This is a genomic window from Pseudomonas putida, from assembly GCF_004357765.1.
GTDB lineage: Bacteria > Pseudomonadota > Gammaproteobacteria > Pseudomonadales > Pseudomonadaceae > Aquipseudomonas > Aquipseudomonas putida_U.
This window is the reverse complement of sequence record NZ_SMTE01000002.1, coordinates 323,987-347,780: the sequence shown is the minus strand read 5'-3', so window position 1 is coordinate 347,780 and position 23,794 is coordinate 323,987. Positions and strand designations below refer to the sequence as shown.

Here is a 23,794-nt window from a genome sequence, read left to right as displayed (position 1 = left end):
TTTAGAAAACCGAGGTATAGCCGCCCAGTTCGACCTGGACCGACTTGATGCGAGTGTATTGAGCCAGCGAGCTGATGCCGTTCTCACGGCCAACGCCCGACTGCTTGTAGCCACCGACCGGCATTTCCGCCGGCGACTCACCCCAGGCGTTGATCCAGCAGATACCGGCTTCGAGCTGGTGAATGATGCGGTGGGCGCGGGAGATGTCGTTGGTGCAGACACCAGCGGCCAGGCCATATTCGGTGTCGTTGGCGCGGCGGATGACTTCTTCCTCGGTCTCGTAGGTGAGGATGCTCATCACGGGTCCGAAGATCTCTTCCTTGACGATGGTCATGTCGTCGCGGCAGTCGGTGAACACGGTCGGGGCAACGAAGGCGCCCTTGGCGAAATCACCGGTAGTCAGGCGTTCGCCGCCGCACAGCACACGGGCACCTTCTTCTTTGCCCTTGGCGATGTAGCCGAGCACGCTTTCCATGTGTGGGAAGCTGACCAGCGGACCGAAGTTGGTGTTCTCGTCTTCCGGGTTACCGGCACGAATGCGTGCCACCCGCTCGACGATCTTGGCTTCGAAAGCGGCTTTCATCTCGGCTGGGACGAACACGCGGGTGCCGTTGGTGCAGACCTGGCCGGAGCTGTAGAAGTTGGCCATCATGGCGATGTCCGCGGCCTTGTCCAGGTCGGCGTCGGCGCAGATGATCAGCGGCGATTTGCCGCCCAGTTCCATGGTGACTTCCTTGAGCGAGGAGCTCGAAGCGCTGGCCATGACCTTCTTGCCGGTGGTGGTGCCGCCGGTGAAGGACACTTTCTCGATGCGCGGGTGCTCGGTCAGCCAGGTGCCGACTTCACGGCCACTGCCAGTCAGAACGTTGAACACGCCGTCCGGCAGGCCGGCTTCGGTGTAGATCTCGGCCAGTTTCAGGGTGGTCAGGGAAGTGACTTCCGACGGCTTGAAGATCATCGCGTTGCCTGCGGCCAGGGCCGGGGCGGACTTCCACAGGGCGATCTGAATCGGGTAGTTCCACGCGCCGATGCCGACGGTCACGCCCAGCGGCTCGCGGCGGGTGTAGACAAAGGACGACTCGCGCAGCGGGATCTGTTCGCCTTCGATGGCCGGTACCAGGCCTGCGTAGTATTCCAGCACATCGGCGCCGGTGACGATGTCGACGTAGCGGGTTTCGGAGTACGACTTGCCGGTGTCCAGGGTTTCCAGCATGGCCAGCTCGTCGTTGCGCTCGCGCAGGATGTCGACGGCGCGGCGCAGGATGCGCGAACGCTGCATGGCGGTCATCGCCGCCCAGACTTTCTGGCCACGCTCGGCGCTGGCGACGGCTTTTTCGACGTCCGCCTCGGTGGCACGTTGCACGTGGGCGAGGACTTCGCCGTTGGCCGGGTTGATGGCTTCGAAGGTGGCATCGCTGCCGGCGTCGACATAACCACCATCAATGTAGAGTTTTTGCGTTCCGAAACGGGCCATAGTGTCCTCGCAAGTGCAGTGTGTGTTTGGCTGCGCGTCACGCTCCCGCCGGGTTGGCAAGCGCCGTGTGCGTCTGGTCAGCGGCCTGGGCGCTTGCGCTCAGGGTGTGCTGCTTAGCCAGTTGTAGATCCATGTATTCGTAAGCGATCCGTATCGCCTGGTCGGTGTCGAAAGCATCTCCCGACAAAGCGCCACGCAGCCACAAACCGTCGATCAGGGCCGCCAGTCCGCGGGCAGCCTTGCGCGCATGGTAGAGCGGCAGGACGCGGCGGAACTGACAGCACAGGTTGGAATACAGGCGGTGATCGTTGATCCGCTGCAACCTGTGCAAATCGGGCTGGTGCATGCTGGACGCCCAAAAGGCCAACCAGGTTTTCATTGCCGGGCCATTCACCTGGCTGGCATCGAAGTTACCCTCGATGATCACTTTCAGGTGGGCGCGCGGACTGTCGTCGGTCAGGGCCTGGCGCCGTGCTGCAACGCCTTCGTTGAGCATGGTCATGATGTAGCCCATCGTCGCTGCGATCAGGCCGTTCTTGTCCCGAAAGTAGTGACTGATGATGCCGTTCGACACGCCGGCCAAACGGGCAATGAGCGCAATGCTGGCGTCCCCCAGGCCGACCTGATCGACCGCCTGCAGGGTGGCTTCGATCAATTGCTGGCGGCGGATGGGTTGCATACCGACCTTGGGCATCTTGCTTTCTCCTCAGGCCTGCGAGCAGACGACAAGCGGCTGACTCGGCGAAGACCAGTCTATTTTGTTTTGATTGAACGTTCAATCAATAAAGAATAAGCTCTGCGACAATTTGTGCCATTGACAGTTGTTCAGGCGGTCGAGCCGGCACGAATTGACACCCCGGGAAATTTTCCAGGGTGCTTTTATAACACCCGGGGCAGTGGGGGTATTCCACCAATTGCTCGGGAAAAGACTGATTAGCCTCCACAGCCGCACTGCCCGGAGCCTTCGTGCAATGAGTTCTGCCTCCCTAACCAAACCCCCCGCCGAGAGGGTAGGGGTCAACCGCGTGGTGTTCTTCACCTCCGCGCTGATGATCCTCGTTTTGACTGCCTTGCTGATTGCTGTTCCCGAAACCGCTGGCCGAATCCTGGGTGTTGCCCAGCATTGGCTGACGCGGACCTTCGGTTGGTACTACATGCTGGTGATCTGTGGTTACCTGCTGTTCGTCGTTTATCTGGCATTCTCCGACTACGGCAAGCTCAAGCTTGGCGGCAAGGACGACCAGCCCGATTTCAGCTACGGCGCCTGGGCCGGGATGCTGTTCTCGTCCGGCATCGGTATCTCGCTGCTGTACTTCGGCGCATCCGAACCGCTGGACCACTACTTCAACCCACCGGAGGGTACGCCTGCCAGCCTCGAGGCCGCGCGTCAGGGCTTGCAGTTGACCTTCCTGCATTGGGGCCTGCATGGTTGGGCGATCTATGCCCTGGTCGGCCTGGCCGTGGGCTATTTCGCCTACCGCCACAATCAGCCGCTGGCACTGCGTTCCGCGCTGTACCCGTTGGTCGGTGAACGTTGGGTCAAGGGCGCTGCCGGCAATGCCGTGGACATTTTCGGCATGTTCGTCACCCTGTTGGGCCTGGTGACCAATCTCGGTATCGGCTCGATGCAGGTGGCCTCCGGCCTGGAATACCTGTTCGGCATGGACCACAGCAAGACCAACCTGCTGGTGGTCATCCTGGTCATGGCCGGTGTGGCCACCGTGGCGGCGGTTTCGGGTGTGGAGAACGGCATTCGCCGTCTGTCCAACCTGAACATCGTGCTGTTCAGCGGCCTGCTGATCTTCGTGCTGCTGGGCGGCCAGACCCTGCACTTGCTCAATGGCCTGGTGCAGAACGTCGGTGATTACCTCAACGGCATCGTGCTGAAAACCTTCGATCTCTACGTCTACGAGGGCGAGGCCGGCAAATCCGAGCGCTGGCTCGGTCTGTGGACCGTGTTCTACTGGGCCTGGTGGATCTCCTGGGGCCCATTCGTCGGCATGTTCATCGCCCGTATTTCCAAGGGCCGTACCGTGCGCCAACTGGTCAGCGGCGTGCTGTTGATCCCGCTGGGCTTCACCTTGGCCTGGTTGTCGATCTTCGGCAACACCGCGTTGGACCTGGTCATCAACCAGGGCGCCGTGGAGCTGGGCAAGACCGCGTTGGAACAGCCGTCGATGTCCATCTACCAGCTGCTGGAATATTTCCCGGCAGCGAAGATCGTGATCGGTGTGGCAGTGTTCGTCGGCTTCGTGCTGTTCCTCACCCCGGCCGATTCCGGCGCGGTGATGATGGCCAACCTGTCGTGCAAAGGCGGCAAGGTCGATGAGGACGCACCGCACTGGATGGTGGTGTTCTGGTCGGTGGTGATCACCCTGGTGACCATAGGCCTGTTGTTCGCCGGTAACTTCGAGGCGATGCAGACCATGGTGGTGCTCGCCGGCCTGCCGTTCTCGGTGGTGCTGGTGCTGTTCATGTTCGGTCTGTACAAGGCCATGAAGCAGGACGTGGCAGGGGAGCAGGAGCGCGCCGAATTGGCCGCCCGCGGTCGCCGAGGCTTCAGCGAGCGCCTGACCCAGCTGGAACTGCAACCGACCCAGGCGGTGGTGCAGCGCTTCATGGACCGGCAGGTGAGCCCGGCGTTGCAGGAAGCCGCCGCGCAGCTTCGTACCTTGGGCTTCGAGGTCGAGACCCGGGTTGGCCAGTCGCGCAACATGATGGGTTTGCGGGTGATGATGGAGGAGGGCAACCCCTTCGTCTATGAAGTGAGCCTGGACGGCTACCTGGCCGCGCCGAGCGAGGCGCCGGTCGAGGGCGAGCCGGAGGTGCGTCAGCGCTTCTATCGTGCCGAGGTGTACCTGCATGACGGCAGTCAGGAATACGACCTGATGGGCTTCGCGCCCGATCAGATCGTGCGCGATGTGCTCGATCAGTTCGAGAGCCATCGACAGTTGCTGGGTCGCGTCTACAGCTGATCGCAATATGTACAGCCTGGTGGGAGAGGTGGGGCGGCAAAGTCTTGCGCCCTTATCCCGCCAGGAGCTTCCCTTCCCATGCTGCACTCTGTCCAGGGCGACCAGACCCTCAAGCAAGCGGTCGCCACACAGTTCGCCTCCCGTCCGACGGTACGCCAGGTGCTCAGCCAGCAGGTGTTCGACGTCGTCTGTAGGCACTACCCGGCCCACGCCGCTGCCGCTATCGATCATCATCAGCATGAGCCCTATACCCTGTGGCGCCCCGATACTACCGGCACCGTGCAAGCAGAAGGCTGCCTGACCCTGTTGCTGAAGGTGTTCGTGCAGGGCGGGCAGGTGGCGTTCGGCAGCCGTGACCTGCTGGTGTTGACTCCCTATGCCGCCGGACAGACAAGCGTTCTCGAGACGCAGGACAGCGCCCTGGCGTTGGCCGCCTTGAACCATGACCTTGAACAGGCCCTCGACACATTGCTGGTGCGCTTCCAGCAGGCCCAGGTGGCGTTCTGGAACGAGGACGATGTGACCGGGCCGCAGGCATCGGGGATCAGCCGGCATGGCTGGATGCGTCAGATGCTCAGGCTGGGGCTGGCAGGTCATCTGCAGCGCAGCGCGCTAGGGCCGCAGGAGCGTGCGGTAGTCTACGAGGTGTTGCTGGGCCAGCCGCATGCACCGTCGGTTTCGGCCATCGAACTGACGCGTGAAAGCGACGGCGAGACCTACACCCAGTTGTTGCCGGAGTTGCTGATCGAGGCCGAGCGGGACGAACGCCGCCTGTTGTTGCGCTGTCCACCTTCTGGTCAGTTCGAGGAACTGGAGTCCGAACAGGCGTTGGTCCAGTCCCTGTACACCCGCTTCGCCGTGACGCACCAGATCGATGGATTGGCGTGGCGGCGACGGCAGTTGGCCGAAGACGTGTTCTTCCAGCAATCGGCCATGCTACTGGAGAGCCTGCTCAACGATATCGACCGTCTGCGCCTGTCGGCCATCGACGACAATGAAACCCTCGAGCAGACCTTGCACTGGCTCAGCGATCCTGCGCGGCATTTTCTCGACGATGTCCTGTCGGCGTTGAATGCCACACCCGAGGTACCGGACTGGTTGGTCGCGGCCACCAGCCGTGATCGGTTCGAGTACCAAGTCGCCATGCTGGATGTCGCCTTCTATCAAGGCGCTTGTCAAGGTGCGACCTCGCTCGATGGCGTACAACCGCTCTCTCTCTACGCTGCTGGGCGCCTGCGTGAGCAGTTGTTGAAAGAGTGGCCGGTTGAGGCCAACTACTTTCCCGACGACCTGGTACTGCACGTTTCGGTCCCTGACCCGACCGTGGACAAAGAGTTGCCTGCGCGGCTCAAACCCGCCGGTAGCGTGAGCCTGACCGAGTTCGCGATCAACCGCCTCGGCGGCCTGCAGGATGCCGTGGTGACGAGCATCGGCCACCTTAACGATCAGTTGATCATGCCTTGGATGACCCCGGCGTATTGCGTGCGTCTGGTGGAGACTGTCGATATCGGCGGGCATTATCCAGGCTATGTCGCAGCGCTGTTGCGCGATCCGGCTCAGCAAGCCCAGCGCATGCGGCTCTTCGCCCGCGAGTGGCGCCTTGGTCTGTTGTTCGATGCTCTGCGGGCCAAGGTCGATGGGGTGCTGGACGAGCACTGCTGGGAGACGCTGGCGGAGTTTTGCCGCAGTGACCGCGACCTCAAGGCCACCGTCGATGTCGCGCCATTGGGATTCAAGGCGGACCCGAGCAGCCAGCGGCGTGATGAGGTGACGTGCATGTATGTCATCACCTTGCATCAACCCAGTACCGTGTTGTTGTATCGGCCGCTGTATCCTCAGCAGGCGTTGCTGAGCTACCCGGACAATAGGGCGCTGATGGCGGCGATCGCTGCACCGGGGGCGCTCCAGCAGAGTGTCCTCGACTGGTTGCCGGAATCGCTCTTCAGCACGTACGCCAATGGCGGTTTCCTTGAGCCGCATCTGCGCCGGGTCATTTTCGACACCTCGCTCTGGCCGGAACCGGTCGCGCCTGCACGGCTCGCCTTGAGCCCGTACAAGGCCGACATCGACAGCCGTCTTTACGTCGACCGATGCCGGGCGCTGGTCGAGCTGGGCGATCGCCAGAGCCTCTCCAATGCCGAGCAGCGCTGGGAAGTGGTTCAACGCTTCGGCTGGCTGTTGTTCGACCTGGTGGCGCCGATCGTGCCTGGGCTGCTCGGCAAGATCGCCGGGCTCGCCAGCCTGTTCGCGCCGTTGCTGCAAGCGCCGGTGCGTCTGCCGCTGGCCGGATCCGACAGCGTGTTCTCGGTCGAGCTCGCCGCCAACCTGGCGCTGGCATTGTTGCATGGACGCTTGCCCGAGCAGGGCCGACCGAATGCGCCAGTGAATGCCGGCGTACCCGTCCTTGCAGCGCCCCGCTCGCGGGCCTTCATACCTCTGTTACCGGAACCGATCGGGGTGGTTCATCAACCCGCTTTGCCGCTGCAGGAGTGGGAGGGACACTTGGCGCTTGGCGATGGCTGGGGAATGGGGCCGGAGGCTCGGCGGCGCTTGCTGGAACCGTTCCGCGCAGACGTCGATCTGAGCAAAGCCGCGCGCGGCAACGGCCTGGACGAGGTGAATGGCCGCTTCTATGTCTCGCTGGCGGAGGGCACCTTCGAAGTGATGCACGATGATAACGAGCGACGTATCAAGGGGCCTGACGGAGCGCCTGGGCCGTTGTTGGTCGATGCTGGCGGTTGGCGTATCCGGCTCGATGGCGTCGGTCTTGGCGGCTCACCTGGCGGTGCGCGGCGACCTCGGAACCAGGCCCGCTTCGATAGCCTGGCGACCAGTACCAATCGGATGGTGGCGGACATCAACGCCGACATCGAGACCGGCCTCCGGTTGATGGCCGAAGAACAGCAGGCCCGTAGACAGTTGACGGCGTTGCAGGAAGCCAGGGCCAAAGCCCAGGCTAACGAAGGCGGCCTGTCACCCGAGCAGGTCGAACGACTGCTGACTCTCTATGAGGGCAAGGTCTCGAAGCAGCGCGAGGAAGCCAACCGGGTGACGCTCCGTTATGTGGAGCATCTCGAGGCAGTAGTCGAGAAAAATGTCAGGATCGTCGAACAGGTCGACGAGATGATCGACTTGCAGCGGCATCGGACTATCGTCAATCGCATTCCCATGGACGCCTTCCAGGCGTCGCGCAAGGTGGGCTGTGAAACGATCGTGCGCTATTGCTGGGCGTTGCTCCCGCGTCTGTTCGATGCCGTGGATTATCCACAGCTTCGAAGGATGGCTCAGGCGCTCAAGGGCAAACCCGTGGGGCCGTTCGATGCGCAGTACCAGGCGTACAGGACTCGGCTGGTCGAGGTCGTGCGCCTGCAGCCGCGCGTGGTCAAGGCCAGTGCGCTGTTGGACAGGTTCATGCCGCAGGTGGCTGCGGATGTGGTCATCATCGTCGATCACCGCGATGGAGCCATCCAGACGCTTGAGCAGGTCAAGGCCCAGCGCAACGTCACCACCGTCGAGATGCGCTTCCAGCAGGCGGTGTATTGCAGCGACTTGGCTCTGCGCCCCGACCAACCGGATCCGGCGGGCAACTTCATGCGTTATCAGCGCGGGCTGATGAACCGTCACCTGATGGCGGCTGCCTTCGCCCATGGTGAAGCGCAACTGGGCAATCTGTCGGTCGAAGATCGGATCGAGGTATTGCAGAGCGCCTGGGACGAGTACAGCGCCGCCTTGATCAACGCCATCGACGTCCGCGCCGACAGCGGTACGCTGGTCGATATCTCGTACCTGACCTTGTACCAGGAAGCCCTGCAGGGGCTCAAGAACGATGTCTCGGACCGTTTGGTCGAAGCCCAGGGGGTGTTGGACGGCGATGAGCCGCCAGGCCCCGGGGCGTACCTGCCCAGCCCAGAGACGCACGGCATAGCGAGGGCAGAGGATGGGCAGATTCTGGTCGGGACCGAGGTCGAGCATGAGGGCCGGATGTTGCTCGAGATTCGCGATCCGCTCAGTCGTCAGGTGGTCAAGCAGTACCAGCGCCAAGGCCAGGATTGGGTCGAACTGACCGAGGTGGCGGCAGGCTCGCCTTCCGTGCCGGCGCTCGACAAACCGGCCCTGATCGCCGAAGCATGGCTGCAACTGGGCCAAGACGTCGCGGTGCGTAACCAGGCACAGGAATACGTGGCTCAGCAGGTCAACCATCGGCTGTTGACGCGTCTGGTCGACGAGCACATTGCCAGGCTGCAGGCCGTGGCGCAGCCGTTGGCCCAGGACGATGGAGCCACCGCGCGGAGCCTGCGCAAGCGGCTGGAGGCGTGGCCAGATTTGCGCCGCTCACTGCTGGTAGAGCTGTTTTCGCAGACGCGCTTTCCTGATGCCCAGGGCCTGCGGTTCCTGCATGAAGAGGGGTTGATCAAGGTCGAGTACCTGTCGCCGCGGCGAGTGCTTGCTGACGGCAGCGCACTGGATGAGTACGTCATCCGTCTGCTCGCCCGTCCCGGCGCGGTCAATGGCAAACCTATCTGGGTAGCGCATTTCCACTTCGCTGCCCAGGGCGATCCGGCCACGGCGTTTACCCGTGGTCACCTCAAGGCATGGGCGCAGCGCAAGTATGGTGCCCGCGACGCCCGATTGCTGGCCGACCAGGGCGAACGCATCCATCGGGGGCCACTGACGCTGGCCCAGGCGCAGGGCATCATTCCGTTCCAGTGAGCCTCGGCGATCACCGCCAGCGGTTACTGTAGCGGCCATGCTTGCCATGGGCAGGCATGGCCTGGTTGCCGCGCTCGGCGATCATTTGGTTCAGGTCGATCAACTCGACCCCTTGGCTGTGCAAGCGCGGCAGTTCCTGCTCGAGCACTTCCAGCGTCTGTGGGTAAGGGTGGCCGATGAGCACTGCCGAGCCCTGCTTGCGCGCCTGGGCAATGCCCAGTTGCAACTGAGCGCGAATGGCCTCGACGGTGCGCACGTCATCGAGGAACACGTCGCGCGACACCTGGGCCAGCCCGATTTCCTGGGCCTGGGCCGCAGCCACGGTGGCGGCGCTGGTACGGCTGTCGACGAAGAACAGATGGCGACGTTGCAGCTCGGCCATCAGCCAGGCCATCGGTTCGCGCTGCGCCGTCATTCGGCTACCCATATGGTTGTTGATACCCGCGGCGTAGGGCACCTTGGTCAGGGCGGCCTGGAGGCGCTTGGCGAGCTCGTCCAGTGGTAATTCGGGATGCCAGGCGTAAGGGCCAGTGGCAGGGTCCATGGGCATGTGCAGGATCACCGTGCGCTTGGCGTCATGGGCCTGGCGGGCGAAATCGCTGGCATGGGGTGTATCGGGCATGATCGCCAGGGTTACCGGGCCCGGTAGCGCGAGGGTGCGACTGTCGCGCTCGCTGCTCTGACCCAGGTCGTCGATGATGATGCTCATGTAGGCCTTGGCCGGCGCCGCTTGGGCGACACCGGCCAACAGGCAGAGCAGCAGACACAGCAGATAACGCATGGGTGGGGTCAATTCCCCTTGGTGATGTTGAGGCCCTTGAGTAGGCTCAAGGCCTGGCTCAGCTGGAAGTCGTCGTCCTGTGGGCGTTCCTTGCGCTTGCTGCTGCCGGTTGGGCGATCGGCGCCGCCATTGCCGTTGCCGAGGTGACCCTGCAGGTCGGCTTCCTTGAAGTTCTCGGTGTCGACCTCGGCGGTCAGCTTGGCCGGGCGTACCTCGATATCGGGCACGATGCCCTGGGCCTGAATCGAGCGACCGTTCGGGGTGAAGTACAGCGCGGTGGTGAGTTTCAGCGCCCGGTCATTGGCCAGTGGCAGCACGGTCTGCACCGAGCCTTTGCCGAAGCTGTCGGTACCCATCAGGACGGCGCGCTTCTGGTCCTGCAGGGCGCCGGCGACGATTTCCGAAGCGGAAGCACTGCCACCGTTGATCAGTACCACCAGCGGCACGCCTTCGCTGGCGTCGGCGGGGTCGGCAGAGAAGCGCAACTCGGAGTTGGCGATACGGCCCTTGGTGTACACGATCAGGCCTTTGGTCAGGAAGTGATCGGCCACTTCCACCGCCGACTGCAATACACCGCCGGGGTTGTTGCGCAGGTCGAGGACGATCCCGCGCAGCTTCTTGCCGTTGTCCTTGCGCAGCTTGGCCAGGGCCTTGCCGACTTCCTCGCCGGTCTTGACCTGGAACTGGGTGATACGGATGTAGCCGTAGTCGTTCTCCAGCAGCTGACTCTTCACGCTCTTGACCTGGATGACGGCGCGGGCGAGGGTCACATCGAACGGAGTGCCACCGTCGCGCACCAGGGTCAGAGTGATTTTCTCACCGACCTTGCCGCGCATCTTGTCGACCGCCTCGGTCATGGTCTGGCCACGGGTCGGGGCACCATTGATCTTGACGATCAGGTCGCCGGCCTGGATGCCGGCACGCGAGGCCGGCGTGTCGTCGATGGGCGAGACCACCTTGATGAAGCCGTCCTCCTGGCCCACTTCGATGCCCAGGCCGCCGAATTCGCCGCTGGTGCTTTCCTGCAGCTCCTGGAAGTCCTCGGGGCCCAGGTAGGCCGAGTGCGGGTCAAGGTTGCTCAGCATGCCCTTGATGGCATTTTCCAGCAGGGTCTTGTCATCCACAGGCTCGACATAGGCCGCCTTGATGCGGTCCATGACCTCGGCGAAGGTACGCAGCTCTTCCAACGGCAGCGGCGCCTTGGCGGCCTCGGTTGCCGGCGCTGCGGCAGGCTTGACCACGGCCGGTTCGGCGGCGATGGCCAGAGGCGCACCGACCACGAGGGCGATGGTCAGGGCCAGCTGGGTGAGGCGAGGCGAGTGCAGCATGTCGAACGAACTCCTGATCCTGTAGGCGCTCCCTGCGGAGCAACGGCGTAGCGTCAGGCGCCATGCCGGATAAAGTGGATTTAGCCTCGGCACCATTGCGCAGGATCGGTCGGCCGGCCCTGCTGGCGAATGGCGAAGTACAAGCCTGCGCTGTCCTGACCACCGCTGTCGCCAACGGTGGAGATGGCTTCGCCGGCCTTGACGATGTCACCGGCGCTCTTGAGCAGGCTCTGGTTGTGGCCGTACAGGCTCAGGTAACCGTTGCCATGGTCGAGAATGACCAGAAGTCCAGCGCCGCGCAACCAGTCGGCGAACACCACGCGCCCGCCATGCACGGCATGCACCTGGGTGCCCGGGCTGGCGCTGATCATCACCCCGTCCCACTTGGCGCGGGAGTCGCTGCCACGGGCTTCACCGAAGCGTGCCAGCAATCGACCATTGACGGGCCATGGAAGTTTTCCGCGGGCAGCAGAAAATGCGCCGCCATAGCTCGCACCGTCGCTGGATACCAGGGGGCCGAGGGTGGTCCGGGCCTTCTTCGGCGGCTCGGTATCGGCCGCGTCGCGGGCCGCCAGGGCTTGCTGCTGGCGGCGCTTTTCCGCTTCCTGCTGGGCGAGCAGGGCCTTCTTGCGAGCCTCCTCGGCTTCGCGGGCCTGGCGGGCAAGGGTTTCCTCGATGGTCTTGAGGACTTTGGCCAACTCGGCCTGATCCTGCTGACGGGCCTGCAGCTTCTGGTCACTGCTCTTCATGTCGCTGTTGAGCTTGGCCAGTACCTGCTGGCGTTTGCTCCGTTCGGCGTCGAGCGCCTGGCGGCGGCTGTCGAGGTCGGCGCGCTGGGTCAGGAGCTCTTCCTGGTGACGACCGATGTCCTGTTCGACGTTGGCCAGCTGGCGCAGGGTCTCGTTGAAGGCGCGCAGTTGCTCCAGGCGCGCCTTGCTCAGGTAATCGTAATAGGTGAGGGTGCGGGCGAACTTCTCGGGATTCTGCTGGTTGAGCAGGAGCTTGAGGTATTCCTCGCGGCCATTCTGGTAGGCCGAGCGGGCCTGGATGGCGATCAGTCGCTGTTGTTCAACGCGGGCGCTCTGGAGTTTTTTTTTCTCGGTATCAAGGCGCTCCAGCTCGCCCTCGGTCTTTTTTAACTCTTGCTGCAACGCCTCCACCTGCTTCTCGAGGTTGCCGATGTCGGTTTCGGTGGCCTTGAGGTCCTTTTGCACGCCGGACTTCTCTTCCTGGAGCTTGCCCAAGGTTTTCTTGAGCTCGGCGATGTCCTGGCGGGTGGCTTCCAGTTGTTGCTGGGTCTGTGCGCGCTCGTCGGCGAAGGCCGGACTGAGCAGGCATGACAGGGCGAGGAGGATCAGGGCGCGAAGCATGGGGTTGGGGGTACCGAGGATGGAGACCGACCTAGTATGCCCGCCTGGGCTGGCAAAAAAAACGCCTCGCTGTGGCTGCTGCGGGGCGTTTGTCTGGAATTCATCGACAACGGGGGCCGCAGCGCGGCCCCTGCCCGAGGATTCAGGCGTCTACCAGGATCGAGGTGCCGGTCATCTCGGCCGGTTTTTCCAGCCCCAGCAGCTTGAGCATGGTCGGTGCCACGTCGGCCAGCACACCGCCTTCGCGGACCTGCACTTTGCGTTTGCCGACATAGATGAACGGTACCGGCTCGGTGGTGTGCGCGGTGTGCGCCTGGCCGGTGCATTCGTCTTCCATCTGTTCGACGTTGCCGTGGTCGGCGGTGATCAGCGCTTCGCCGCCGACCTTGTCCAGCGCTGCGACGATGCGGCCGACACAACCATCCAGGGCCTCGACGGCCTTCACCGCGGCCTCGAACACGCCGGTATGGCCGACCATGTCGCCGTTGGCGTAGTTGACCACGATCACATCGTAGCGCTGCTGCTCGATAGCCTCGACGATGCGGTCGGTGACCTCCGGTGCGCTCATCTCCGGCTGCAGGTCATAGGTGGCGACCTTCGGCGACGGGATCAGGATGCGCTCTTCGCCTTCGAAGGGCTCTTCACGTCCGCCGGAGAAGAAGAAGGTGACGTGGGCGTACTTCTCGGTCTCGGCGATGCGCAACTGGGTCTTGCCGTTTTTCGCCAGGTACTCACCGAGTACATTGTTCAGGCTGGCCGGGGCGAACGCCGCCGGGGCCGGGATCTTGGCCGAGTACTGGGTCAGGCCGATGTAGGCTGCCAGCTTCGGCAGACGGGCGCGTGGGAACTCGTTGAAGTCGGGCTCGACGAACACGCGCGACAGCTCGCGCGCTCGGTCGGCGCGGAAGTTCATGAAGATCACGGCATCGCCGTCTTCGACCTTGACGGCTTCGCCGATGCGCGTGGCCTTGACGAACTCATCGCTTTCATCACGCGCGTAGGCCGCTTCGAGGCCGGCCAGTGCGGTGTCGGCGCTATAGTCGGCAACGCTGTCGACGATCAGGTTGTAGGCGGCGCTGACGCGGTCCCAGCGGTTATCGCGGTCCATCGCGTAGTAGCGACCGATCAGGCTGGCGATGCGGCCTTTGCCGAGCTTGGCGAAGGTCGCGTCGAGCAGTTCGATGGACGACTGGGCGCTGCGCGGCGGGGTGTCGCGGCCATCGAGGAAGGCGTGCAGGTAGATTTTTTCGGCGCCACGTTGCGCCGCCAGTTCGGCCATGGCGACCAGGTGATCCTGGTGGCTGTGCACGCCGCCGTCGGAGAGCAGGCCAAGGATGTGCACGGCCTTGCCGGCACCGGCGGCCTTGTCCACCGCCCCGGTGAGCACCGGGTTGTGGAAGAACTCACCGTCACGGATGGCCTTGGTCACCCGGGTGAAGTCCTGGTAGACGACGCGACCGGCGCCGAGGTTCATGTGACCGACTTCGGAGTTGCCCATTTGCCCGTCCGGCAAGCCGACATCCATCCCGGAACCGGAAATCAGGCCATGCGGCTGGGTGGCGCGCAGGCGGTCGTAGACCGGTGTATTGGCGGCATAGATGGCATTGTATTCGGGGCTTTCGCTATGGCCGAATCCATCCAGGATGATCAGGACCAGGGGTTTGGGCGTACTCGTCATCAATCAAACTCACGGTTGTTCAAAGATGATAAAGACACGCATTTTAGGGCAAATACGCCATCAGCGGCGAATATTCGTCCGCTCGTCCGACCAGCGCGGGCGACCTGGCAACATGAAGGTACCGTTGCCGCCCGCCCGTCGGGCTTTGGTGGTACTGGGGTGCTGTGTATACTGGCCGGCATTTTCAATCGCCTGGAACACCGCTGATGGTTGCTCACCTGATTCAATTCGCGACAGATCACTACATCCTGGTCGCGATTTTCGTTGTTCTGCTGATCCTGCTGCTCGTCAATGAAGTCCGCCGTGGCGGCCAGAGCCTGAGCAATGGCCAGCTCACCGCACTGGTCAACGCCGACAAGGCCGTGGTCATCGATATCCGCCCGGCCAAGGAATACTCCGCCGGCCACATCGTCGGTGCGCTGAACATCCCCCAGGACAAGCTGGTCAACCGCATGGCCGAGCTGGAAAAGCACAAAGAGAAGACCCTGATCGTCGTCGACGCGATGGGCCAGCAGTCCGGCACGCTCTGCCGCGAGCTGCTAAAGGCTGGTTACACCGCTGCCAAGCTCAGCGGTGGTGTGTCCAGCTGGAAAGCCGACAACCTGCCTTTGGTGAAGTGATATGAAGCCAGTCATCGTCTACTCCAGCGACTATTGCCCCTACTGCATGCGCGCCAAATACCTGCTCGAGAGCAAGGGCGTGGCGTTCGAGGAAATCAAGGTCGACGGCAAACCGCAGGTGCGTGCCGAGATGAGCCAGAAGGCCGGTCGTACGTCGGTGCCGCAGATCTGGATCGGCAGTACGCATGTCGGTGGATGCGATGACCTCTATGCCCTGGAGCGTGCCGGTAAGCTCGACGCGCTGCTGGCGGCCTGATTTTCTGCATTGAACAACATTAGGATAAGGATCTGCCATGACTGACCAACAGACCAACGGCGCTGCTACCGAAGAAGACAACAGCCCACAGTTCTCCATGCAGCGCATCTACGTGCGTGACCTGTCGTTCGAGGCGCCGAAGAGCCCGCAGATCTTCCGCCAGCAGTGGGAGCCGAGCGTCGCGCTGGACCTGAACACCAAGCAAAAGGCCCTGGAAGGTGATTTCCACGAAGTGGTCCTGACCCTGTCGGTTACCGTCAAGAATGCTGACGAAGTGGCCTTCATCGCCGAAGTGCAGCAGGCGGGTATCTTCCTGATCAAGAACCTCGACGCGGCTTCGATGAGCCACACCCTCGGTGCGTTCTGCCCGAACATCCTGTTCCCCTATGCCCGCGAAACCCTGGACAGCCTGGTGACCCGTGGTTCGTTCCCGGCACTGATGCTGTCGCCGGTCAACTTCGACGCCCTGTACGCGCAAGAAATGCAGCGCATGCAGGAAGCTGGCGAAGCACCGACCGTGCAGTGATTGCTACGGCAATGAGAAAAGCGCCTTTCGGGGCGCTTTTTTGTTGCCTGGGCCGGCCTCTTCGCGGGCAGACGATGGATCAACTCCCGGCAAACCCGTTCTGCCGCCACGCCTCGTACACCGTCACCGCCACGGTATTGGACAGGTTCAGGCTGCGGCAGCCGGGCCGCATCGGCAGGCGCAGGCGTTGCTCCGCCGGCAGGCTGTCCAGCACCTCGGCGGGGAGGCCGCGGCTCTCTGGCCCGAAGAGGAAGGCATCCCCCGGTTGGTAGGCGGTTTCGTGGAAGGGATGCGAGCCCTTGGTGGTGAAGGCGAACAGGCGCGGATTGCCCAGGCTTTCCAGGCATCCGGCCAAGCTTTCGTGGCGCCTGAGCGTGGCATACTCGTGATAGTCCAGCCCGGCGCGGCGCAGGCGCTTGTCGTCCAGCTCGAAACTGATCGGCTCGATCAGGTGCAGGTCGCAACCGCTGTTGGCGCAAAGGCGGATGATGTTGCCGGTGTTCGGCGGAATTTCAGGTTGAAAAAGGATGACGTGAAACATGCACGGCTCCAAGCGTGAAGATGACGAGCATTCTACCCTCGAACCGGACGAGCGTTCGAAGGCTTGGCCGCGTGTGCTGTTTTCTCTGGCGATCTTCGGGATGCTGGTGGGGCTGATGATCGGTCGTCTGACGGCCCCAGAAGAACGGGTGCTGGAACAAATAGCGGTGGTGCAGGATGGCCTGGACCTGTGGTTCAACGAAGAACCCAAGCTGCACGGCGAAAACGTGGAAGGAACGGTGGCACTGCTCTTCGAGGCCGAGGGCAAGGTGCAGCGCGGCCAGCTCGACCTGGGGGGGAGGCCGGTTGCATGGCAACTGCGCAAGAGCAAGGAAGGGTTGTTGCTGACGGTGGTTGCCGCGCGTCCCCTGCACGGCGATTGGGCCGGTGCAGAGGACGCTGGGCGTTGGCGTGTGCAGGTGAGGCTGCACGAATAAAAGAGGGGATTTCCCGGCCTGCCTGTACCGAGGTCCCCAAAACAGCAATACCGCGAATAAAAGGGGGGTTCACCCGGCCTGCCTGTACCGAGGCCCCCAAAACTGGAGTTACATTGGTTATTGCAGGTGGCGTGCCAAGTTTGAAAACCCCGCAAATAAGGCGTTTCGGGGTATTTTGGCCGGGTTTTGAGGGGATTTATGCCTTCGCAGGGTGCGTTGAGCACAACATCGGTGCACCGGAAGGCAGAAATGACTGAGGCCGCAAAGCGGCCCCAGGGTCTCGACGGTTCGAACGATGGTCAGTGATCGTCACCCTCGTCATCATCCCCACCATCGACGTTCATCCCCAACTCCTTGATCTTGCGGGTCAGGGTATTGCGCCCCCAGCCCAGCAGCAACGCCGCGTCGCGCCGACGTCCAGCAGTGTGCTTGAGGGCGGTCTCGATCATGATCCGTTCGAAGCTGGGCACCGCGCTGTCGAGCAGGTTCGATTGGCCCCGGGCCAGGGCCTGGTCGGCCCACTGACGCAAGGCTTGTTCCCAATTGGTGACCGGTGCAGCATCCTGTGGCAGGTTGAGCAACTCAGGAGGTAGATCGCCGACCAGCACTTCACGACTGGAGGCCATCACCGTGATCCAGCGGCAGGTGTTTTCCAGCTGGCGCACGTTTCCAGGCCAGGGCAGGTTGCGGATGAATTCTTCAGTTTCCGGCTTCAACAACTTTGGCTCGACTGCCAGTTCCTGTGCCGCACGGCCGAGGAAGTGCCGGGCCAGCGCCGGAATGTCCTCGCGACGATCGGCCAGGCGTGGGATGTGGATCCGGATGACGTTCAGGCGGTGGAACAAGTCTTCCCGGAACTTGCCGGCCTGTACCAGCGATTCGAGGTTCTGGTGAGTGGCGGCGATGATGCGCACGTCGACCTTGACTGGGATATGGCCACCGACGCGATAGAATTCGCCATCGGCCAGCACGCGCAGCAGTCGGGTCTGGGTATCGGCCGGCATGTCGCCGATCTCGTCGAGGAACAGCGTTCCGCCATCGGCCTGTTCGAAGCGACCGCGGCGCAGGTTGGCTGCGCCGGTGAACGCGCCTTTCTCGTGGCCGAACAGCTCCGACTCCATCAGGTCCTTCGGAATGGCCGCCATGTTCAGGGCGATGAACGGCGATGCCGAGCGCGGGCTGTGGCGGTGCAGGGCGTGCGCCACCAGCTCCTTGCCGGTACCGGATTCGCCGTTGATCAACACGGTGATGTTGGAGTGGCTGAGGCGACCGATGGCGCGAAACACCTCCTGCATTGCCGGTGCTTCGCCGATGATTTCCGGCGTGCGCGTGAGATTCTGCGGCACATCCAGGCCTTGCTGTTCCTGGGCGTGCTGGTTGGCACGCTTGACCAGCGACACCGCTTCGTCCACGTCGAACGGCTTGGGCAGGTACTCGAACGCGCCGCCCTGATAGGAGGCTACGGCGCTGTCCAGGTCAGAATGCGCGGTCATGATGATGACCGGCAGGCGTGGATGCTGCTCGCGGATCTGGGCCAGCAGGTCGAGGCCGCTGGCGCCGGGCATGCGAATGTCGGAAATGATCACGTCGGGCTGTTGCCGGGCCAGTCGGCCCATCACGCCGTCGGCGCTGTCGAAGCTCTGGGTGGTCATGCCCTCCTGTTGCAGGGCTTTTTCCAGTACCCAGCGGATGGAGCGATCATCATCGACGATCCATACGGTTTCACTTCGGCTCATGAGGCGGTGGCTCCTTGTTCCAGAGGCAGGAAGATCGAGAAGGCGGTGTGCCCTGCGTGGCTTTCACACTCGATCAGGCCCTGGTGCTGGCTGATGATGTTCTGGGTAATGGCCAGGCCGAGCCCGGTGCCGTCCGGGCGCCCGCTGACCATGGGATAGAAGAGGGTGTCCTGCAGTTCCGCAGGAATGCCTGGGCCGTTGTCGATGATCTCGACACGGGCCACCAGGCGGTGGCGCACATGGCCGATGGTGAACTGGCGAACCGCGCGGCTGCGCAGGGTGATGCGGCCCAGGCGCAGTTCGTTCTGCGAACTGATGGCCTGCATGGCGTTGCGCACGATGTTCAGCACCGCCTGGATCATCTGTTCGCGGTCGATCAACACGTCCGGCAGGCTGGGGTCATAGTCGCGCACCAAAGTGATGCAACCTTGGCTTTCGGCTTCGACCAGGCTGCAGACGCGCTCCAGCACTTCATGGATGTTGGTCATCGCCAGTGATGGCAGCTTGTTCGAGCCGAGCATGCGGTCGACCAGGTTGCGCAGGCGGTCGGCCTCTTCGATGATCACATTGGTGTAGTCGCGCAAGCCGTCGTCGGGCAACTCTCGGGCGAGCAGTTGGGCCGCACCGCGGATGCCGCCGAGCGGGTTCTTGATTTCGTGGGCCAGGCCACGCACTAGCATTTTGGTGGTTTCCTGCTTGCTCAGCTGGGCTTCTTCCTTGGTGATGCGCAGCAGCCGGTCACGGGGGTGTACCTCCAGCAGCAACAGGGTGTTGCCCAGGTGCAGGATTGGGGTCACGGCATAGTCGACGGTGATCGTCTGCCCGGTCAGCGAAGTCAGTTGCGCTTCGCGCTTGGTGAACGGGTGCGCTTGCTCCACCGCCTGGCGCAGCGAGTTCAGCGCCTCGGTGGATTCGGTGAACAACTCGCTGATGAACTGCCCGTGACTGCGCTGGCCGCTGACGGCCAGAAGCATCTCTGCAGCGGGATTCATGTACTCAAGGCGCAGTTCGCCATTGAGCAGTAGCGTGGCGGTGGTCAGGTTGTCCAGGAGCAGACGGTGCTGTGCATCGCTGATGGTCATAAGGCGTCGTTGACCTCTTTTGGCGCCCGCCTGGCAATGCATGGGGCAGGGCCGGGCGCGCAGTGGATCCGCTGATACCTGGAAAATGCAAGAAACAAACCAAGGCTCCGAAAAGAAGCGGAAATTGCCGATAAAGGCCTGCAACTGCGCAAATACGGATCAGAATTTTCTGAAGCGACGATCCTTATGACCCTTTTTGGGGTGCACTGGAAGGCATCGGCCTTTTGTGTGCACCAATATAGAGCATAGGCGGGTCGACCGTTATGGCCTGGTTGGCTGGTGGCCCGCACCGATGTCCATCGGCACGTCGCCGGGCATCGTCGCTCGCTCGCAGTGGGCCTGGGGAACGGAGAGCGGGAGGTGTTCGATGCCCGCGTGGAACATGATGATCGTGGCGGGTTCAGCCGCTGTATGCCCCCGGTGGACCTCGTCGACGACCTCAGCCAGGCTGTCGCCGGCTGATAGCGTTATCCGTTTACCTGTTGTGGTTTCGACCTCGAGTTTTCCGGCCAGCAGGTAGCCGAGGCTGAAGGACGGGTGGCAGTGCCAGTCCAGGCTGGTGTTGGCCGGTACGCTCACTTTCATCAGGGACAGCATGGGCTTGCCTTCGGGGTAGTGCTGATAGGGCGTGCCATCCCAGCTGGCGGTGGTGCTTAGCAGAAGCTCGGCATTTACCTGGTCGGATTTGTCAGGTGCTTTGCCGCAACCGGCCAGGAGAGTGGTGATGGCAAGGACGGCGAGGAGGGGGGGACGCATGATGCAGGGGGCTCCTTGAAGATGAGCGCTTACCCTGCGTGGTTTGTCTGTCACCGAATGCCGGCTGGAGCTGACTTTGCTGAACGAAAAAGGCCTCCCGAGGGAGGCCTTTTCCTTGAGCGAGCGGTTAAGCCCGATCTATTTCACTTACACGCTGTAGTACAGGTCGTATTCCAGCGGGTGAACGAAGGTGCGGACCTTGATTTCTTCTTCCGACTTCAGCTCGATGTAGGCATCGATGAAGTCGTCGGAGAACACGCCGCCCTTGGTCAGGAAGGCACGGCCCTTGTCCAGCTCTTCCAGGGCTTCTTTCAGGCTACCGCAAACCTGTGGGATTTCCTTGGCCTCTTCAGGCGGCAGGTCGTACAGGTTCTTGTCGGCGGCATCGCCTGGGTGGATCTTGTTCTGGATACCGTCCAGGCCGGCCATCAGCAGTGCGGCGAAGCACAGGTACGGGTTGGCAGCCGGGTCCGGGAAGCGCGCTTCGATGCGGCGGGCTTTCGGGCTGGAAACGTAAGGGATACGGATCGAGGCCGAACGGTTACGGGCCGAGTAGGCCAGCATGACCGGAGCTTCGAAGCCAGGTACCAGACGCTTGTAGGAGTTGGTGGCCGGGTTGGTGAAGCCGTTCAGGGCCTTACCGTGCTTGATGATGCCGCCGATGAAGTACAGGGCGGTATCGGACAGGCCGGCATAGCCTTCACCCGAGAAGGTGTTCTTGCCGTCTTTGGAGATCGACATGTGGACGTGCATGCCCGAGCCGTTGTCGCCGTACAGTGGCTTCGGCATGAAGGTAGCGGTCTTGCCGTAGGCATCGGCTACGTTGTGCACGCAGTACTTCAGGGTCTGGACTTCGTCAGCCTTGGTGACCAGGGTGTTGAACTTCACGCCGATCTCGTTCTGGCCGGCAGTCGCCACTTCGTGGTGGTGAACTTCGACGACCAGGCCCATCTCTTCCATGGCGTTGCACATGGCGGTACGGATTTCGTGGTCGTGGTCGCACGGCGGAACCGGGAAGTAGCCGCCTTTGACGGCAGGGCGGTGGCCCTTGTTGCCGCCTTCGACGTCCTGGTCGGTCATCCAGGAGCCTTGCTCGGAGTAGATCTTGAACATCGAGCCGGAGATGTCCGACTTGAACTTGACCTGGTCGAAGATGAAGAACTCTGGCTCCGGGCCTACGAAGACGGTGTCACCGATACCGGTGGACTTCAGGAACTCTTCGGCACGCTTGGCGATGGCGCGTGGGTCGCGGTCGTAGCCTTGCATGGTGGACGGCTCGATCACGTCGCAGACCAGGATCAGGGTCGGCTCTTCGGTGAACGGGTCCAGCACGGCGGAGGAATCATCCGGCAGCAGGATCATGTCGGAGGCTTCGATGCCTTTCCAGCCTTCGATCGACGAGCCGTCGAACATCTTGCCTGCTTCGAAGAAGTCGTCTTCCAGCGCGTCGCGAGCCGGCATGGTGACGTGGTGCTGCTTGCCTTTGGTGTCCGTGAAACGCAGATCAATCCACTTGACGTCATGATCTTTGATGAGTTGAACCGACTTCGACATGTTGTCCTCCGGATGAACGAGAGCGCGGTGAGCCGCTGCCCTGGAAAAAGGGTGTTGCCGGGCGCGGATAGTCGGCCAAGCTTACCTGCCTCACAAGGGAGCAAATTGCATGCCAGTGCCCGAAAATGGCGAGGGCGGGATAAAAGGGGGCGTTTGCGGGCATTTGGGCAGGGTCCGGCGTGAAAAAGTGCACCTTTTGAATGCGTTTATTGGTTGGCGCGCACCAAATGTGTGCGAGTCGTGGTTTTTGTGGTGCGCCCGAGATCGAGCGCCGCGCGGGCGGCGCTCGATCTCACCGGCCACGACAAACCCGCCCTTGGCCCCCGTCTCAAACGCCCTGACCAAAAGTTGGTCAAAACCTGAGCAATTTCCGCTATAATTCGCGCCCCTCATTTTCGGCAGGCCCTGCGCGCGCTGTTAACCCAATGAAACTTATCGTCAAAGTCTTCCCAGAAATCACCATCAAGAGCCGGCCGGTGCGCAAGCGCTTCATCCGTCAGCTCGGCAAGAACATCCGCGTCGTGCTCAAGGATCTCGATCCCGAGCTCGCGGTCGATGGTGTCTGGGACAACCTCGAAGTGGTCACCCGCGTCGAGGACGAGAAGGTCCAGCGCGAGATGATCGAGCGGCTCACCTGCACCCCAGGTATCACCCACTTCCTGCAGGTCGAGGAATACCCGCTGGGCGACTTCGACGACATCGTCGCCAAGTGCAAGCAGCACTTCGGTCACCTGCTGGCCGGCAAGCGCTTCGCCGTGCGCTGCAAGCGTGGCGGTCACCACGATTTCACCTCGATGGACGTCGACCGCTATGTCGGCAGCCAGTTGCGCCAGCAGTGCGGTGCCGCCGGCATCGACCTGAAAGCGCCGGAAGTCATGGTGCGTATCGAGATTCGCGACCAGCGCCTGTACGTGATCCACAACCAGCACCAGGGCATCGGTGGCTACCCGCTGGGCGCCCTGGAGCAGACCCTGGTATTGATGTCCGGTGGCTTCGACTCCACCGTGGCGGCCTACCAGATGATGCGCCGTGGCCTCATGACCCACTTCTGCTTCTTCAACCTCGGTGGCCGTGCCCACGAGTTGGGCGTGATGGAAGTGGCCCACTACCTGTGGAAGAAGTTCGGCAGCAGCCAGCGCGTGCTGTTCATCAGCGTGCCGTTCGAGGAAGTGGTCGGCGAGATCCTGGGCAAGGTCGACAACAGCTACATGGGCGTGACCCTCAAGCGCATGATGCTGCGCGCCGCTGCACGCATGGCCGACCGCCTGGAGATCGACGCGCTGGTCACCGGCGAGGCGATTTCCCAGGTGTCCAGCCAGACCCTGCCGAACTTGTCGATCATCGATTCGGCTACCGACAAGCTGGTCCTGCGCCCGCTGCTGGCCAGCCACAAGCAGGACATCATCGACCAGGCCTACGCGATCGGCACCGCCGATTTCGCCAAGCATATGCCCGAATACTGTGGGGTGATCTCGGTGAATCCGACCACCCACGCCAAGCGCCATCGCATGGAGCACGAAGAGAAGCAGTTCGACATGCAGGTGCTGGAGCGCGCCCTGGAGCGCGCCAAGCTGATCTCCATCGACCATGTGATCGACGAACTGGGCAAGGACATCGAGATCGAGGAAGTGGGGGAGGCCCTGCCCGGCCAGATCGTCATCGACATCCGCCATCCCGATGCCCAGGAGGACGAACCCCTGGTGCTCGAGGGCATCGAAGTCCAGGCCATGCCGTTCTACGCGATCAACAGCAAGTTCAAGCACCTGGATGCCAATCGCCAGTACCTGCTGTATTGCGACAAGGGTGTGATGAGCCGTTTGCACGCACACCACCTGCTCAGTGAGGGACATGCCAATGTGCGTGTTTATCGTCCGACATAAGACGCCGGGGTTGTATGGCGGCAGTATTCGCCATCGCCCTCCCGACCGCCGGGCCCGCTGAGCCTTAAACAGTACATATTGGCCGCCTAGA

General features: G+C 62.6%; 18 protein-coding genes. 7 read left to right on the top strand and 11 right to left on the bottom strand.

Annotation, left to right across the window (positions count from 1 at the left end; translation table 11 throughout):
* Position 1: 1 nt before the first annotated feature.
* The gene (gene betB, locus E2H86_RS04055; protein ID WP_133324962.1) at positions 2-1,474 is read right to left on the bottom strand and encodes a betaine-aldehyde dehydrogenase; all 1,473 of its coding nucleotides are present in this window, start codon (positions 1,472-1,474) and stop codon (positions 2-4) included.
* A 37-nt stretch (positions 1,475-1,511) separates the two neighbouring features.
* Complete coding sequence (gene betI, locus E2H86_RS04050; RefSeq protein WP_133324959.1) at positions 1,512-2,168, bottom strand: transcriptional regulator BetI; 657 nt, start codon at positions 2,166-2,168, stop codon at positions 1,512-1,514.
* Between the two features lie 334 nt (positions 2,169-2,502).
* On the opposite strand from betI, the gene E2H86_RS04045 reads away from it, so the two are divergent.
* A complete protein-coding gene (locus E2H86_RS04045; RefSeq protein WP_243744028.1) occupies positions 2,503-4,449 on the top strand; it encodes a BCCT family transporter in 1,947 nt (648 codons plus the stop codon).
* A 78-nt stretch (positions 4,450-4,527) separates the two neighbouring features.
* Positions 4,528-9,159, top strand: coding sequence for a DUF6543 domain-containing protein (locus E2H86_RS04040; protein ID WP_133324955.1), 4,632 nt, complete (start codon positions 4,528-4,530; stop codon positions 9,157-9,159).
* A 10-nt stretch (positions 9,160-9,169) separates the two neighbouring features.
* Here E2H86_RS04040 and E2H86_RS04035 read toward each other — a convergent pair whose 3' ends face one another.
* The 4 genes from E2H86_RS04035 to gpmI all read right to left on the bottom strand — a co-directional run bounded on the left by E2H86_RS04035 (position 9,170) and on the right by gpmI (position 14,316).
* A complete protein-coding gene (locus E2H86_RS04035) occupies positions 9,170-9,940 on the bottom strand; it encodes a divergent polysaccharide deacetylase family protein (RefSeq protein ID WP_133324953.1) in 771 nt (256 codons plus the stop codon).
* 8 nt (positions 9,941-9,948) lie between these two features.
* Complete coding sequence (locus E2H86_RS04030) at positions 9,949-11,268, bottom strand: S41 family peptidase (RefSeq protein ID WP_133324951.1); 1,320 nt, start codon at positions 11,266-11,268, stop codon at positions 9,949-9,951.
* A gap of 80 nt (positions 11,269-11,348) precedes the next feature.
* Positions 11,349-12,638 (bottom strand): murein hydrolase activator EnvC family protein, encoded by a 1,290-nt coding sequence (locus E2H86_RS04025; protein WP_133324949.1) that lies wholly within the window; start codon positions 12,636-12,638, stop codon positions 11,349-11,351.
* Between the two features lie 142 nt (positions 12,639-12,780).
* Complete coding sequence (gene gpmI / locus E2H86_RS04020; protein ID WP_133324947.1) at positions 12,781-14,316, bottom strand: 2,3-bisphosphoglycerate-independent phosphoglycerate mutase; 1,536 nt, start codon at positions 14,314-14,316, stop codon at positions 12,781-12,783.
* A gap of 206 nt (positions 14,317-14,522) precedes the next feature.
* Here gpmI and E2H86_RS04015 point away from each other — a divergent pair, with 206 nt between their 5' ends.
* Genes E2H86_RS04015 through secB form a run of 3 tightly spaced genes read left to right on the top strand, consistent with a single transcriptional unit; the run spans position 14,523 to position 15,718 of the window.
* On the top strand, positions 14,523-14,936 hold the full coding sequence (locus E2H86_RS04015; protein WP_133324945.1) for a rhodanese-like domain-containing protein: 414 nt from the start codon (positions 14,523-14,525) through the stop codon (positions 14,934-14,936).
* Between the two features lies 1 nt (position 14,937).
* Positions 14,938-15,192, top strand: coding sequence for a glutaredoxin 3 (gene grxC / locus E2H86_RS04010; protein ID WP_003249204.1), 255 nt, complete (start codon positions 14,938-14,940; stop codon positions 15,190-15,192).
* Between the two features lie 37 nt (positions 15,193-15,229).
* A complete protein-coding gene (gene secB, locus E2H86_RS04005) occupies positions 15,230-15,718 on the top strand; it encodes a protein-export chaperone SecB (RefSeq protein WP_133324943.1) in 489 nt (162 codons plus the stop codon).
* A 79-nt stretch (positions 15,719-15,797) separates the two neighbouring features.
* On the opposite strand, the gene trmL is transcribed toward secB, so the two are convergent.
* On the bottom strand, positions 15,798-16,259 hold the full coding sequence (gene trmL / locus E2H86_RS04000) for a tRNA (uridine(34)/cytosine(34)/5-carboxymethylaminomethyluridine(34)-2'-O)-methyltransferase TrmL (RefSeq protein ID WP_133324941.1): 462 nt from the start codon (positions 16,257-16,259) through the stop codon (positions 15,798-15,800).
* On the opposite strand from trmL, the gene E2H86_RS03995 reads away from it, so the two are divergent.
* Positions 16,258-16,695, top strand: coding sequence for a hypothetical protein (locus E2H86_RS03995; protein ID WP_133324939.1), 438 nt, complete (start codon positions 16,258-16,260; stop codon positions 16,693-16,695). The two genes, trmL and E2H86_RS03995, sit on opposite strands and share 2 nt — an antisense overlap.
* A gap of 299 nt (positions 16,696-16,994) precedes the next feature.
* Here E2H86_RS03995 and ntrC read toward each other — a convergent pair whose 3' ends face one another.
* The 4 genes from ntrC to glnA form a co-directional block, all read right to left on the bottom strand.
* The gene (gene ntrC, locus E2H86_RS03990; RefSeq protein ID WP_133324937.1) at positions 16,995-18,431 is read right to left on the bottom strand and encodes a nitrogen regulation protein NR(I); all 1,437 of its coding nucleotides are present in this window, start codon (positions 18,429-18,431) and stop codon (positions 16,995-16,997) included.
* Positions 18,428-19,513 (bottom strand): nitrogen regulation protein NR(II), encoded by a 1,086-nt coding sequence (gene glnL / locus E2H86_RS03985; RefSeq protein ID WP_133324935.1) that lies wholly within the window; start codon positions 19,511-19,513, stop codon positions 18,428-18,430. Before glnL ends, ntrC begins: the two co-directional genes overlap by 4 nt.
* Before the next feature lie 261 nt (positions 19,514-19,774).
* Positions 19,775-20,269 (bottom strand): cupin domain-containing protein, encoded by a 495-nt coding sequence (locus E2H86_RS03980; protein ID WP_133324933.1) that lies wholly within the window; start codon positions 20,267-20,269, stop codon positions 19,775-19,777.
* Between the two features lie 147 nt (positions 20,270-20,416).
* Positions 20,417-21,823 (bottom strand): glutamate--ammonia ligase, encoded by a 1,407-nt coding sequence (gene glnA / locus E2H86_RS03975; protein WP_038411143.1) that lies wholly within the window; start codon positions 21,821-21,823, stop codon positions 20,417-20,419.
* A 425-nt stretch (positions 21,824-22,248) separates the two neighbouring features.
* Here glnA and thiI point away from each other — a divergent pair, with 425 nt between their 5' ends.
* Positions 22,249-23,703 carry a tRNA uracil 4-sulfurtransferase ThiI gene (gene thiI, locus E2H86_RS03970; RefSeq protein WP_133324931.1) on the top strand — a complete coding sequence of 485 codons (1,455 nt, stop codon included), beginning with the start codon at positions 22,249-22,251 and terminating at the stop codon, positions 23,701-23,703.
* Positions 23,704-23,794 lie beyond the last annotated feature (91 nt).